Source organism: Nocardiopsis sp. LDBS0036, assembly GCF_041228755.1.
GTDB classification, from domain to species: domain Bacteria; phylum Actinomycetota; class Actinomycetes; order Streptosporangiales; family Streptosporangiaceae; genus Nocardiopsis; species Nocardiopsis dassonvillei.
Genome location: NZ_CP141103.1, coordinates 2,110,454 through 2,124,086 on the forward strand (window position 1 = coordinate 2,110,454; position 13,633 = coordinate 2,124,086).

The window sequence follows — 13,633 nt, forward strand, 5'->3', positions numbered from 1 at the left end:
GCGAACGGCGACGGGTACCGTGCTGGGATGCCACGCCAACCTCTCGAACTGGCGCCCTTCCGCGGTCTGCGCTACGCCGACCCCGACGCGGACCGCTTCGTCGACGGGGAGTTCGACCTCGCGCGACTCCTGGCCCCTCCCTACGACATCCCCGACGCCGACGAGGCGCGTGCGCTCCAGCGCTCCGACCCGCACAACGCCGCGCGGGTCACCCTGCCCTTCGAGCTGAGCCGCCAGAGCCCCGCCGGGACGGGAAGGGCCGTGCCGCGCCGCTACCGCACGGCCGCCGAGCTGCTGCGCAGCTGGATCGACGACGGCGTGCTCGCGCTGGACGCGCAACCGGCGCTGTACGTGTACGAGCAGGTCACCGCCGACGGGCGGCGCCAGCGCGGACTGGTGGGCAACCTGCGCCTGCCCGAGGAGGGCGCCGAACCCGCCGTACGCCCGCACGAGGACGTGGCCGACCCGCCGGTGCGCGACCGGTTCCACCTGATGGGCCTGGCCCGGGCCAACCTCGAACCGATCTTCCTGGTCTACCGGGGCGGCGACGGGTACGCGTCGGCCGCCACCGAGGCGGTCGCGGGCGCCCCGCTCACGCACGCGCGCACCCGCGACGGAGCCGAGCACCGGCTGTGGGCGGTCACCGACCCCGCCGTGCTGCGGCGGATCAGCGCCGACCTGGCGGGCCGGTCCGCGCTGATCGCCGACGGCCACCACCGCTACGCCGCCTACCGGCGTCTGCGCGCCGCCCACGACGCCCCGGGCTGGCGCTACGGGCTGGCCCTGCTCGTGGACAGCGACACCCACCCGCCCCGACTGGGCGCCATCCACCGGGTGCTCCCCGGCCTGGACACCGACGCCGCGGTCGAGGCCGCCCGCACGGTGGCCTCCGTGGAACGGGTCGCGGGCCCCCGCGCACACGCCCTGGACCGGGCGGAGGCGCCCGCCCTGCTACTGGTCTCCCCCGAGGGCGACGCCCACCTGGTGCACGGCTTCGACGAGCGGGTGCTGGAGCGGGCCATGCCCGACCGCTCCCCGCAGTGGCGGCACCTGTCCACGGCCGCCCTGCACCAGGTGCTGCTGCCGCTGTGGGAGGTACCGGAGGAGCGGGTGCGGATGGTGCACGACGACGCGGCCGAGGCGGTCGCGGCCGCCCGCGACGAGAAGGGCACGGCCGTCATCGTGCCCGCGCTGCGCGTGGAACAGGTGTACGCGGTGGCCGACCGCGGGGAGCTGACCCCCCGCAAGTCCACCTCGTTCGGCCCCAAACCGCGTACGGGTCTGGTCATGCGCCTCCTGGACTGAGGGGGCGGCCCCGGACCGACCGCCGCGCTCCGACCAGGCGGGCCGCCCGGGCCGCGTACACCACGGCGAAGGCGAGCGCGGCGGCCACCAGCAGGGCCAGGGCGGTGGGGGCCAGGTAGAACGTCTGCCCCCAGGTCATGTCACGGCCCTGGGCCAGCAGCGCCGCCAACCGGTTCGGGAACACGGCTGCGCCGATGACGGCCAGCCCCGGCAGCAGGCGCACGGCGCCGCGCCACCGGGGACGCACGCGGACGGCCTCCGCCCAGGCGCCGGCGCGCCGCACACCCCGCTGGGCGAGGTAGCCGGTCAGCCCGACCAGGGCGACCAGGACCAGGTCGAGCGCCAACAGCACCGGAGCGGTCGGCGCGGCGGGCTCCCCGCCCTCGGCCAGGGCCACCAGCCCGTGCAGCAGCGCGGAGGCGTCGGCGCTGCCCAGCCCGGTGTTGGCCATCACCGCGACGCCGTACCCGCTCCCGGGCAGCAGCGCCTGGTGGGCGGTGTAGGTGAACTGGATGCCCCCGTGCGAGACCATGGGGGCGCCCGCCGGGCTCTCCCCGGCGTTCCAGCCCAGCGCGGTGTCGCCTCCCGCGCCGCCGACCGGGGTGTGGGTGGCGGTGATCCCCTCCTCCGACAGGACGCGGGCGCCGTCGGCTCCCCGCCCCCCGTTGTTCTGCGCGACCAGCCAGCGGGCCATGTCGTGCGCGGTGGTGACCATGCCGCCCGCGCCGTTGAAGTAGCTCTGCGGCTCGGGCACCGCGACTGCCGCGCCCAGGACGGCGACGTGCCCCGGGGCCGCCCCCGCCGCGAAGACCTCCTCGGCGGTGTCGACGGTGACGGTGTCGTCCATGCCCAGCGGCGCGAACACGCGCTCGTCCATGTACTCGCCGAAGGACCGGCCGCTGAGGACCTCCACCAGCCGGGCCGCGACGTGGTAGTTGGGGTTGTGGTAGTGGAACTCGGTGCCCGGATCGGCGGCCATCCCGGAGTCCGCCATCCTGGCGAGCGCCCCCTCCAGGTCCTCGGCCGCGGGGGCGCTCTTCTCCCGGAAGGCGGTGTCGGACATCCCCGAGGTGTGGGTGAGCAGTTGGCGGACGGTGACACGGTCGGCGCGCGGGTCGTCGAGGGTGAACCCCGGCAGGTGCCGCGCCACCCGGTCGTCGAGCGCGAGTGCGCCGTCCTCCACGAGCTGCATGACGGCGAGCGCGGTGAAGGCCTTGCTGACCGAGGCCACCCCCATGGGGGTGTCGGCGGTGATCGCCCCACCCGCCGAGTCGGTGCCGTAGCCCGCCGCGCGCACCACCTCGGTGCCCCGGGTCACGGCGACGGCGGCCCCCGGCAAGGGTGAGGCGTCCAGGTAGTCGGACACGTAGGCGTCCACGGCCTCGGAGGTCAGCGCGCCCGGATCCGTGTCGGGGACCTCGGCCCGGGCGGGGGCGGCGGTGAGCATCAGGAGGGCGGCGGCCAGGCCCGCCGCCGCGATTCTGGTCAGGGACATGGGGACCATCGTGCTCGGCGCGGCCCACCCGAGACCACGGTGCCGACCGTACGCACACCCTGGGGTTTTCCCCACCCCCCCACCCCCCGGCGCGCCTCCCCCGGCCCCGGCCTCCCGATATCCACTGGCCCGGCACCGGCCGCCTGCTGTACCCATGGTGATCCGCTCCGTTCCCTTCCAGCCGAGGAGTCCCCAGCGTGCCCGCCGAAGCGAAGAACCCCGGCCGACCCCAGACCCGGGCCTCCCTGGCCCGCGACCTGACCGCGTTGGGGGTCGCGCCCGCCGACACCCTCCTCGTGCACACCTCCCTCAGCGCGCTGGGCTGGGTGTGCGGCGGTGAACAGGCCCTCGTGCAGGCCCTCGTGGACGCCGTCGGCTCCCGGGGAACGCTCGTCGTGCCCACCCAGACCATGGACAACACCGACCCCGCCGGGTGGCGCGACCCCCCGGTCCCCGAGGACTGGTGGCCGGTCATCCGCGCGCAGGCGCCCGGGTTCGATCCGCGCCTGACACCGAGCAGGTTCATGGGCCGCGTCCCGGAGATGGTGCGCACCTGGCCCGGCGCGGTCCGCAGCGCGAACCCGCAGACCTCCTTCGCCGCGCTGGGCCCCCGCGCCCGCGACCTCATGGCACACCACCCGGTCGACTGCCGCCTGGGCGAGGACTCCCCGCTCGCCGCGCTGGAACGCGTCCGGGCCAAGGTCCTGCTGCTGGGCACGGGGTTCGACTCCTGCACCGCCTTCCACCTGGCCGAGTACCGCATTCCCCGGCCCCGCCTGGAGCGGTCCGGGTGCGCGGTCCTGGCCCCGGACGGCGGCCGGACGTGGGTGGACTTCACCGACGTGCTCCTGGACGAGGAGGACTTCGCACGGCTGGGCGCCGACTTCGAGAACACCGGAGCCGTGACCTCGGGCCCGGTGGGCGAGGCCACCGCACGGCTGTTCTCCCTCCCGGGAGCGGTGGCCTTCGCGTCCAGCTGGATGACCGTGAACCGGGACAGGTGACCTCCGCACCGGAGCATCCGGCGCCCGCCGCGGTGCCGGTGGGTCAGCGACACAGCGCACATCCCGGCCCCGGGCGGACGGTCCCGGCCGAGGGGACCCGCGCCATAGCCTGGGAGACGACCACCGCCATCACACGGAACGGGTTCTCCGCCATGTCCCTGCTCGCCGCAGACCGCCCCCTGAACGAGATCCACGACGCGATGCTCCTGGACCTGGACGGGGTCGTCTACATCGGCCCGAGGGCCGTACCGGCGGCACCGGAGGCGGTGGGCAAGGCGCGGGCCGCCGGAGCGCGGGTGGCGTTCGTGACCAACAACGCCGGGCGCACCCCGGCGCGCATCGCCGAGCACCTGACCGAACTGGGCGTGGGCGCCGCCCCCGGGGACGTGGTGACCTCCGCGGAGGCCGCCGCCCGCCTGGTCGGCGAACACCACCCCGCGGGTTCGGACGTACTGGTGGTGGGCGACACCGCGCTGCGCCAGGCGGTGCGCAGGATGGGGCTGCGCCCGGTGTCGGTCGACAGCCCCTCGGTGGTGGCCGTGGTGCAGGGCTACTCCCGGCACATGACCCGCGACCTGCTCGACCAGGGCACGGTCGCGGTCCGGCGCGGCGCGTTCTACGTGGCCAGCAACAACGACGCCACCGCACCCAGCGAGTGGGGCCTGACCCCCGGCAACGGGTCCTTCGTCCGGGTCATCGCCAACGCCACCGGGGTCGAACCCGTCGTCGCCGGAAAGCCCATGCGCCCCCTGCACGAGGAGGGCATCCTGCGCACCGGAGCGCGCAACCCGCTGATCGTGGGCGACCGGCTGGACACCGACATCGAGGGCGCGACCGCCCACGGCGCGGCGGGGATGCTGGTGCTGACGGGGGTGGCCACCCCGATGGACGCCCTCGCCGCGCCCGAGCACCAGCGCCCCAGCTACCTGGCGTGGGACCTGTCGGGCATGAACCACACGCACCCGGCCGTCGTCCGCGAGGGCGACCGCACCCGCTGCGCGGGGTGGACGGTGACCGTCACCGGCGGCGCACCACGCGTCGAGGGGGACGGGGACCGGCTGGACGGGCTGCGCGCGCTGTGCGTCGCGGTCTGGGCGGACCGGGCGGCGGACCCGTCCGGCCCGGCCGCACGCGAGGCGCTGTCCCGCCTGGGCTGGTGAGCCCACGCGGCGGGCCCTCACCGCCGCACCGCCCCGGCCGCGGGGCCGTCGGCCGCCCGGACCAGGGTCGCGGTCCTGGCCTCCACCTCGCACACGCTGCGTACGCCCTCCCGGCCGCGCCAGGTGCGGCGGCGCAGCTCCCCGGTCATCCGGACCACGTCGCCCAGCCGCCAGGCGCGTATCCCCTCGTGCAGGTCGCGGTCGAAACTGGTGCAGGTGATCGAGTCGGACCGGCGCCCGCGGTAGCGGCTGTCGCGGGGGCGGGCCACACAGACCCGCCAGGTGGCCAACCGGTCGCCGCTGGGCAGCTCGCGGATGAGGGGCCGGGCGGTGATCCGCCCGGCCACGAGGATCTCGTTGCGGTGCTCGGACTCACACGGGTCCTGCCGCGGGGACGGGGTGTCGGGGGCGGTCCGGCTCGGGGCGACCGCGGACTCCTGCTGCATGTGGACGTCCTCCCATGGGTGGAGAGCGAGGAGACGGGCGCGACGCGGAGCAGGGGCGCGGGGCAGGAGACCGAAGGTCCGGCCGTCCGCGTGCGGTGGGGGCGTGCGCTCTCCCACCAGGATCCCCCGGCGAGGGTCCGGGCGAAAGGCCCGTCGCGAGGCTGTGGACAACCCGTCCCGGCACCGGCCGCGCTCCGCGCACCCCTCCGGCGAGGACCGGGCCGAGCCCCGCCCCGACCAGCCGTGACACCCTTGTCCTAGAGTCGGATCCTGTCCGGTTCGGCCCCGCCGAACCCCACGACGACCGAGGAACAGGGGTGCTTGCAGTGCACGACGACGTGGACGTGAGCGGTCTGCCCGAGGGGATCACCCCGCTGGGCGACGACATCTTCGCCATCGACACGATGCTCGCCGGATACCCGGGGATCGTGTCGAGCTACCTCATCCGCTCCCAACGGCCCTGCATCGTCGAGGTCGGCACCGCCGGTTCCGCGCGGGTCCTGCACGAGGCCGTCACCCGCCTCGGGCTGGCTCCCGCGGACCTGGCCACCATCGTGGTCACCCACATCCACCTGGACCACGCGGGCGGCACCGGAGACATGGCCGCCCTGTTCCCCAACGCCGAGATCGTCGTGCACGAGCGCGGCGCCCGCCACCTGGCCGACCCGAGCAGGCTGATGCGCAGCGCCGAGATGGTGTGGGGCGACCGGCTGGACAGCCTGTTCGGACGGATGAACCCCACCGAGGCGACCCGTATCCGGTCGGTGGCCGAGACCGGGGAGATCGACCTGGGCGGCGGGCGCCGACTGGTGACGCACTACGCCCCCGGCCACGCCAAGCACCACATGGGCCTGGTCGACACCCTCACCGGCGACCTGTACGTCGGCGACGCGCTGGGCGTGTACAAGCCGCTCACCGGAGAGGTCAGCCCGGCCACGCCGCCGCCGGACTTCGACATGGAGGCGTGCCTGCGCACCCTGCGGCTGTTCGGGGACATCGACGCCCAGCGGCTGATGTTCTCCCATTTCGGCGCGGTCACCTCGGTCCCCGAGACCCTCGACCGGGCCGAGTCCGAGCTCCGGCTGTGGGTGGAGACGGTGCGCGAGTCCCACGGCAGCACCGGCGACCTGGACCACGCGATCGCCATGGTGCGCGACAAGGTGGTCTCGCGCTACGCGCCGATGCCGCCGGAGCTGCCCGCGGAGTCCGCCGCGATCCTGGACACCCTCAGCGGTGCGGAGGCCAACGTGTCCGGCATCGTGCACTGGCTGGACAGGCTCGCCCGGGAGCAGGCCGAGGCCCGGGCTGCGGAGGAGAAGGAACGTTCCTGAGCGGTCCCGGACGGCCCTCGCGGTCCCCGGCGTCGGAGCGCGGACGTCCGCGCTCCGACGCGGAGGCGCGGAGCGGCCCCGGCGGCGCACGGCCGCCGGACGCGGCGCGCGGACCGCGGGAAAACCGGGTGCGCCCGCCGGGCCCCGGACCTAGTCTCACCCCCATGACGACTCAGATCCGCCCCATGGAGCGGGCCGACATCCCCCGGATCCTCCCCCTCCTGCGCGCCGTCCACCCCTGCCGCGTGCTGACCGAGGACGCGATGCGCTGGCGGGCGGAGAACCCCCTACCCGGCATGCGTGAGACCACTCTGCTCGCGGTGGAGGACGGGGCCCCGGTGGGTTTCCTGCGCTCCGCGCTACGCTGCGACGGTGAGGGCCCCCGCAGCGGCCGGTCCCTCCTCGCCACGGTCGCCGCCTCCCACCGGGACACGGACGTGGGCGCGCGCCTGCTGGACGCCTCCGAGCGCCACCTCCTCGGGGGCGGAGCCGAGGTCCTGCGGACCGAGGCCGCCGAGGAGGGCGTCCAGACCGGGGGCGAGGCCTTCCGGCGGACCGTGCTGGAGCGGGGGTACGCCCCGGAGGAGACCCACCGCGTCCTGGGCCTGGACCTGGCCGCGCTACCCGCCCTACCGAAGGCTCCCGAGGGCGTCGAACTGCGGCCCTTCGGCGACTACGCCGACGACCCGCGGGAGATCTACGAGGTCGACAGGCTGGCCAGCCTGGACGAGCCGGGCGCGGACTCCTGGTTCCCCTCCTACGAGGGGTGGCGCAAGGACGTGTGGGAGCACCCGCTGCGCGCACCGGACCTGTCCCTGTTGGCACTGGTCGAGGGCGTGCCGGCCGCCATCACCTGCTACGTCAGCGACGGGGAGACCCGGATGGAGTCGTCCATGACCGGCACCCTGCGCGAGTTCCGGGGGCGCGGCCTGGCCGGGTACGCCAAGGCCGCGGCACTGCACCGGGCGCGTGAACGGGGCATGCGCTACGCCTACACCGGCAACCACGAGGACAACGCGCCGATGCTGGCCGCGAACCGGCGGCTCGGCTACGCCCCGGTCGGTTCCGAGACCGTCTACGTCCGGCGGCTCAGGGGTTAGCGGACGGCCCCGGCGGCGCCCCGGGCAGCCCCAGCTCCCGGAGCAGGTGGGCGTAGAGCCCGTCCGCCCAGGAGAGTTGGTCGTCGGAGGGCAGGACGTCGAAGGCCCGCACCTCCACGGTCTCGAACTCCCCGGTCAGCGGAGCCAGCGCGGTCACCTGCGCGTGGGTGACCACCGTGACGTGACCGCCGGAGAGCACGTAGTGGCCGACGGGACGGATGTCGCCGAGGGTGGCGCCGGCCTCCTCCCGGGCCTCGCGGCGCGCGGTGTCCTGGAAGGTCTCCTCCGGTTCGGCGTGACCGCCGGGGAACTCCCAGGCCCGGCGCCGGTTGCGCACCAGCAGGGGCCGGTCACCGGTGTAGGTCAGGCACACCACGGAGTCGTGAACCTCGGGGAGGACCCCCAGACGCACGACGGCACCGCCGAGCGGAGCGTCTCCGCCCGGCGGTGCGGTACCACCGGTTCCGTGGAAGGGGCTCAGTCCCGGTCCTCGCGGCCGCGGTGCCGTTCGTCGCGGTCGCGGTCGCGCGGGGACGCGTCCTCCTGCGGCTCCTCCAGGGGTTCCTGCTCCTCGGCGTCGGTCCAGACGATGCCGTCCTCGGCGTCGTAGTCGACCAGCTCCATCCCCTCCAGGGCGGCCAGCCGCTCGTCGGCGTCGGTGACGCCGTCACTGTCCACGGCCGAGGCGCGCGAGAAGTACTCGCGGGCGTCGTCCTCGCGGCCCAGTTCCTCCAGGACGTCGGCGTAGGCGTAGAAGAGGCGGGCGACCCACGGGCGGGCGCGCCTCTCCTTGAGCTCGGGCACCTGGAGTTCGGCCAGGGCGGCCTTGGTGTCGCCCATGTCCCGGCGGGCCCCGGAGGCGACGATGCGCAGCTCGATGCGGTCGGCCGCGTCCAGGTTCTTGGCGGCCGGGTCGTTGGTGATCTCCAGCGCACGTTCGGGACGGCCCAGGCCGCGCTCGCTGTCGGCCATGATGGCGAGGAAGTTGTCGCGTCCGCTCATCCGGCGTGCGGCGCGCAGGTCGGACAGGGCCTCCTGCCACTTGCCCATGGTGTAGGCCGCCACACCGGAGGCCTCGCGGACGCCGGGAACGCGCGACGCCTTGCGGCGCGCGTAGGCCGCGTGGGCGTAGGCCCGCTCGGGGTCCTCGTCCAGGAGCATGCCGGCGGCGACGATGTGCTTGCCGACCAGTTCGGCCAGAGACTTGGGCAGCGAGTGGAGGTCACGCCTGGTCTCGGGGTCCAGCTGGGAGTAGCTGACCTCCGCCGGGAGCTGGGGCGCGACGTCGGCCGGGTCGCGGTCCTCGCGCGGCGCACGGCGGTCGTCACGCCGGTCGTCCCGACCGCGGAAGCCGCCGCCCCTGTTGTCGTCGCGACCGCGGAACCCGCCGCCACGGCGGTCATCCCCGCGCCCGCCTTCCCGGAAGCCCCCGCCTCGCCGGTCGTCACGGCGCTCTCCGCCGCGGAACCCGCCGCGGTCGTCACGGCGGTCGTCACGGCCGCGGAAGCCTCCGCGGTCGCGGTCCCCGCCACGGAAGCCGCCCCGATCATCCCGCCGGTCCTCGCGGTGGTCGTCACGGCGGTCGTTACCGCCATGGAAGCCTCCGCGGTCGTCACGGCCGCGGTACCCGCCGCGATCGTCGCGACGGTCCCCGCCACGGAATCCGCCGCGGTCGCGGTCATCGCGGCCACGGAAACTCCCGCGATCGTCGCGGCGCTCTCCGCTGCGGAAGCCACCCCTGTCATCCCGGCGGTCCCCACCGCGGAAACCACCACGGTCCCGACTGTCGCGGCGCTCTCCGCCGCCTTCGCTGCGAAAGCCGCCGCGGTCATCGCGTCGTTCGTCACGGCCCCGGAAACCACCACCGCCGCGACGCTCGTCGCGACCCTGGTAGCCTCCGCGGTCACGGTCGTCACGGCGGTATCCTCCGCGCCGGTCGTCACGACCTCTGTCATCTCTGGAACCGCTGTAGCCGGACCGGGCGCGGGGTCCGTCACCGCGTCCCCGACCACCAGGTCCACCGGAGCGATAACCGCCGCGCTCGTTGGCTCCGGAGTCCTCGCGGTCTCCCGATCGGCTGTCCTCAGTCATCCAACCCGTCCGTCAACACTCAAAAGCGCTGCCACCTTGAGCAGTAGCAGCGCGTCATAGTACTCGTGCCTTCCAGCTTACGACATGGTGTCGCCGCTCATCACCAGAGCGCAGGTGCCCAACGTCCTACTTTCCCGACAGCGTCTGCGCACACCGGACCGGGTTGTCCACAGGACGCGGGACGCTCTGGCACCGCCACCCCCGCACCCGGTTGACTGGAAACAGGGGGGCCCACCCAGGAACCCGCACCCCCACACGCCCACCCCCGCGTTCACAAACGCACAAACACCACCACAAAAAAGAGGGACAGGTCGCCTTGCAGGCACCCCACCCCCACCACAAAAACAAAGGGGGGCCGCCCACAGGCGACCCCCCCAACGAAAAACCGTGGCAGCGACCTACTCTCCCACCCCACCACAGGGCAGTACCATCAGCGCAAAGAGACTTAACGACCGGGTTCGGAAAGAGACCGGGTGTGACCCTCCAGCAATAACCACCACGGAAACCACACCACCCCAAACAACTCAACCCACCAAGGGGAGTCGTCCACGGCGGAAAAATCCCGTGAAAAGTGTGCGCGAACATCCAATTATCTGCAGCGGACAAGCCCTCGGCCTATTAGTACCGGTCAGCTCCACCCCTCACAAGGCTTCCACACCCGGCCTATCAACCCCATCGTCTATAGGGAGCCTTACCCCCTCAAGGAGGCAGGAGACCTCATCTCGAAGCAAGCTTCCCGCTTAGATGCTTTCAGCGGTTATCCCTCCCGAACGTAGCCAACCAGCCATGCCCTTGGCAGGACAACTGGCACACCAGAGGTTCGTCCGTCCCGGTCCTCTCGTACTAGGGACAGCCCTTCTCAAGTCTCCAACGCGCACAGCGGATAGGGACCGAACTGTCTCACGACGTTCTAAACCCAGCTCGCGTGCCGCTTTAATGGGCGAACAGCCCAACCCTTGGGACCAACTCCAGCCCCAGGATGCGACGAGCCGACATCGAGGTGCCAAACCATCCCGTCGATATGGACTCTTGGGGAAGATCAGCCTGTTATCCCCGGGGTACCTTTTAGCCGTTGAGCGACACCGCTTCCACACGCCGGTGCCGGATCACTAGTCCCAGCTTTCGCTCCTGCTCGACACGTCCGTCTCACAGTCAAGCTCCCTTGTGCACTTACACTCAACACCTGATTACCAACCAGGCTGAGGGAACCTTTGGGCGCCTCCGTTACTCTTTGGGAGGCAACCGCCCCAGTTAAACTACCCACCAGACACTGTCCCCGAACCGGATCACGGTCCAAAGTTAGATGCCCGAAACAGTCAGAGTGGTATTTCACCAACGCCTCCACCGCCACTAGCGTGACAGCTTCACCGGCTCCCACCTATCCTACACAAACCATCCCAAACACCAATGTCAAGCTATAGTGAAGGTCCCGGGGTCTTTCCGTCCTGCTGCGCGAAACGAGCATCTTTACTCGTAGTGCAATTTCACCGGGCCCATGGTTGAGACAGTGGGGAAGTCGTTACGCCATTCGTGCAGGTCGGAACTTACCCGACAAGGAATTTCGCTACCTTAGGATGGTTATAGTTACCACCGCCGTTTACTGGCGCTTAGATTCCCAGCTTCGCAAGGGCGAACCCCCACTAACCAGTCCTCTTAACGTTCCAGCACCGGGCAGGCGTCAGTCCGTATACAGCGTCTTACGACTTCGCACGGACCTGTGTTTTTAATAAACAGTCGCTTCCCCCCGCTATCTGCGACCCCACCCAGCTCAGGATGCAAGATCCGTCACCAGACAAGGCTCCCCTTCTCCCAAAGTTACGGGGACAATTTGCCGAGTTCCTTAACCATGGTTCACCCGAACGCCTCGGTATTCTCTACCTGACCACCTGCGTCGGTTTAGGGTACTGGCCACACACGAACTCGCTAGAGGCTTTTCTCGACAGCATGGGATCACTCACTTCACCAAAAACGGCTCGGCATCACGTCTCAGCTCATATAAGAGGCGGATTTGCCAACCTCTCAGCCTACACGCTTACCCCCGGACAACCACCGCCGGGTAGAGCTACCCTCCTGCGTCACCCCATCACTTACCTACTACAAGCTCGGTTCCCAGACCAGTAAGTCAAAGCTCCCCGAAGGGACCCAAGACCACCAGCGTGGTTAGCATCACCTGATTCAGTACTGGACGCTCGTGCACGGGTACGGGAATATCAACCCGTTATCCATCGACTACGCCTGTCGGCCTCGCCTTAGGTCCAGACTCACCCTGGGCGGATTAACCTGCCCCAGGAACCCTTAGTCAATCGGCGGCAACGTTTCTCACGTTGCTATCGCTACTCATGCCTGCATTCTCACTCGCACGCCCTCCACCACACGATCACTCGGCAGCTTCACCGGACGCACGACGCTCCCCTACCAACCCAAGAAACTAGTCTTGAGCTTCACAGCTTCGGCGGTGTGCTTTAGCCCCGCTACATTATCGGCGCAGAACCACTTGACCAGTGAGCTATTACGCACTCTTTAAAGGATGGCTGCTTCTAAGCCAACCTCCTGGTTGTCTCAGCAACTCCACAACCTTTCCCACTTAGCACACGCTTAGGGGCCTTAGCTGATGATCTGGGCTGTTTCCCTCTCGACTACGAAGCTTATCCCCCGCAGTCTCACTGCCACGCTTCACTTAACCGGCATTCGGAGTTTGTCTGACGTCAGTAACCTTGTCGGGCCCATCAGCCAAACAGTAGCTCTACCTCCAGCAAGAAACACGCGACGCTGCACCTAAATGCATTTCGGGGAGAACCAGCTATCACGGAGTTTGATTGGCCTTTCACCCCTACCCACACCTCATCCCCCAGGTTTTCAACCCTGGTGGGTTCGGGCCTCCACGAGGTCTTACCCCCGCTTCACCCTGGACATGGGTAGATCACTCCGCTTCGGGTCCACAGCATGCGACTCAAATCGCCCTATTCAGACTCGGTTTCCCTACGGCTACCCCACCCGGGTTAACCTCGCCACACACCATGACTCGCAGGCTCATTCTTCAAAAGGCACGCCATCACCAAAGACAAGCTTCAGCTCTGACGGCTTGACAGCACACGGTTTCAGGTACTATTTCACGACCCCTCACCGGGGCACTTTTCACCTTTCCCTCACGGTACTAGTGCACTATCGGTCACCAGGACGTATTTTGGCTTAGCAGGTGGTCCTGCCAGATTCACACGGACTTTCACGGGCTCCGCGCTACTCGGGAACACATCAACGTCTAGCCGGTACCTTCATCTACGGGACTCTCACCCACTCCGGTACCGCTTCCCAACGGTTTCAACTAACACCGACATCAACGCTCCAGGCCGGCAGACCTGAACAGATATGTCCCACAACCCCGCAAACGCAACGACTGCCGTCTATCACACGCCTACGGTTTAGCCTCTTCCCCGTTCGCTCACCACTACTAGGAGAATCACTGTTGTTTACTCTTCCTGCGGGTACTGAGATGTTTCACTTCCCCGCGTCACCACCAACCACCCTATACATTCAGATGGCGGCAACCCGACACAACTCGGGCTAGGTTTCCCCATTCGGACACCCACGGATCACAGCTCGGTTGACAGCTCCCCGTGGCCTATCGCGGCCTCCCACGTCCTTCATCGGCGCCTGGTGCCAAGGCATCCACCGTGTGCCACTATCACTTGGCCACTACAGAT

10 protein-coding genes and 2 rRNA genes are annotated in these 13,633 nt (G+C 70.2%); 6 read left to right on the top strand and 6 right to left on the bottom strand.

Annotation, left to right across the window (positions count from 1 at the left end):
- The first annotated feature begins 27 nt into the window (after nt 1–27).
- Complete coding sequence (locus tag UIS43_RS08800) at nt 28–1,305, top strand: DUF1015 family protein (protein ID WP_013154048.1); 1,278 nt, start codon at nt 28–30, stop codon at nt 1,303–1,305.
- Here UIS43_RS08800 and UIS43_RS08805 read toward each other — a convergent pair.
- Complete coding sequence (locus UIS43_RS08805) at nt 1,286–2,809, bottom strand: serine hydrolase (RefSeq protein WP_013154049.1); 1,524 nt, start codon at nt 2,807–2,809, stop codon at nt 1,286–1,288. The genes UIS43_RS08800 and UIS43_RS08805 overlap by 20 nt on opposite strands.
- A 188-nt stretch (nt 2,810–2,997) precedes the next feature.
- On the opposite strand from UIS43_RS08805, the gene UIS43_RS08810 reads away from it, so the two are divergent.
- On the top strand, nt 2,998–3,804 hold the full coding sequence (locus UIS43_RS08810; protein WP_013154050.1) for an aminoglycoside N(3)-acetyltransferase: 807 nt from the start codon (nt 2,998–3,000) through the stop codon (nt 3,802–3,804).
- Between the two features lie 152 nt (nt 3,805–3,956).
- Nucleotides 3,957–4,964, top strand: a complete 1,008-nt coding sequence (locus tag UIS43_RS08815; protein ID WP_013154051.1) for an HAD-IIA family hydrolase — start codon at nt 3,957–3,959, stop codon at nt 4,962–4,964.
- 17 nt (nt 4,965–4,981) lie between these two features.
- Here UIS43_RS08815 and UIS43_RS08820 read toward each other — a convergent pair whose 3' ends face one another.
- Nucleotides 4,982–5,410 carry a single-stranded DNA-binding protein gene (locus UIS43_RS08820; RefSeq protein ID WP_013154052.1) on the bottom strand — a complete coding sequence of 143 codons (429 nt, stop codon included), beginning with the start codon at nt 5,408–5,410 and terminating at the stop codon, nt 4,982–4,984.
- A gap of 326 nt (nt 5,411–5,736) precedes the next feature.
- Between UIS43_RS08820 and UIS43_RS08825 the strand changes: the two genes are divergently transcribed.
- The gene (locus UIS43_RS08825) at nt 5,737–6,741 is read left to right on the top strand and encodes an MBL fold metallo-hydrolase (protein ID WP_198048870.1); all 1,005 of its coding nucleotides are present in this window, start codon (nt 5,737–5,739) and stop codon (nt 6,739–6,741) included.
- A gap of 164 nt (nt 6,742–6,905) precedes the next feature.
- Nucleotides 6,906–7,841 (top strand): GNAT family N-acetyltransferase, encoded by a 936-nt coding sequence (locus tag UIS43_RS08830; RefSeq protein WP_370012940.1) that lies wholly within the window; start codon nt 6,906–6,908, stop codon nt 7,839–7,841.
- Here UIS43_RS08830 and UIS43_RS08835 read toward each other — a convergent pair.
- Both UIS43_RS08835 and UIS43_RS08840 read right to left on the bottom strand, forming a co-directional pair.
- Nucleotides 7,831–8,253, bottom strand: a complete 423-nt coding sequence (locus UIS43_RS08835; protein ID WP_013154055.1) for an NUDIX domain-containing protein — start codon at nt 8,251–8,253, stop codon at nt 7,831–7,833. The genes UIS43_RS08830 and UIS43_RS08835 overlap by 11 nt on opposite strands.
- 65 nt (nt 8,254–8,318) lie before the next feature.
- Complete coding sequence (locus tag UIS43_RS08840; protein ID WP_071622432.1) at nt 8,319–9,002, bottom strand: hypothetical protein; 684 nt, start codon at nt 9,000–9,002, stop codon at nt 8,319–8,321.
- Between the two features lie 15 nt (nt 9,003–9,017).
- On the opposite strand from UIS43_RS08840, the gene UIS43_RS08845 reads away from it, so the two are divergent.
- Nucleotides 9,018–9,992: a hypothetical protein gene (locus tag UIS43_RS08845; RefSeq protein WP_370012941.1), complete on the top strand. Its 975-nt coding sequence runs from the start codon at nt 9,018–9,020 to the stop codon at nt 9,990–9,992.
- Between the two features lie 325 nt (nt 9,993–10,317).
- Here UIS43_RS08845 and rrf read toward each other — a convergent pair.
- Together rrf and UIS43_RS08855 are read right to left on the bottom strand one after the other, a co-directional pair.
- Nucleotides 10,318–10,433: ribosomal RNA gene (gene rrf / locus UIS43_RS08850) — 5S ribosomal RNA — on the bottom strand.
- A 96-nt stretch (nt 10,434–10,529) separates the two neighbouring features.
- Nucleotides 10,530–13,625, bottom strand: a 23S ribosomal RNA gene (locus UIS43_RS08855).
- Nucleotides 13,626–13,633 lie beyond the last annotated feature (8 nt).

Bases quoted from the DNA above. Each gene is read 5' to 3' on its own strand.
- UIS43_RS08800 (WP_013154048.1), top strand. From the start codon at position 28: ATGCCACGCCAACCTCTCGAACTGGCGCCCTTCCGCGGTCTGCGCTAC.
- UIS43_RS08805 (WP_013154049.1), bottom strand. From the start codon at position 2,809: ATGGTCCCCATGTCCCTGACCAGAATCGCGGCGGCGGGCCTGGCCGCC.
- UIS43_RS08815 (WP_013154051.1), top strand. From the start codon at position 3,957: ATGTCCCTGCTCGCCGCAGACCGCCCCCTGAACGAGATCCACGACGCG.
- UIS43_RS08820 (WP_013154052.1), bottom strand. From the start codon at position 5,410: ATGCAGCAGGAGTCCGCGGTCGCCCCGAGCCGGACCGCCCCCGACACC.
- UIS43_RS08830 (WP_370012940.1), top strand. From the start codon at position 6,906: ATGACGACTCAGATCCGCCCCATGGAGCGGGCCGACATCCCCCGGATC.
- UIS43_RS08840 (WP_071622432.1), bottom strand. From the start codon at position 9,002: ATGCTCCTGGACGAGGACCCCGAGCGGGCCTACGCCCACGCGGCCTAC.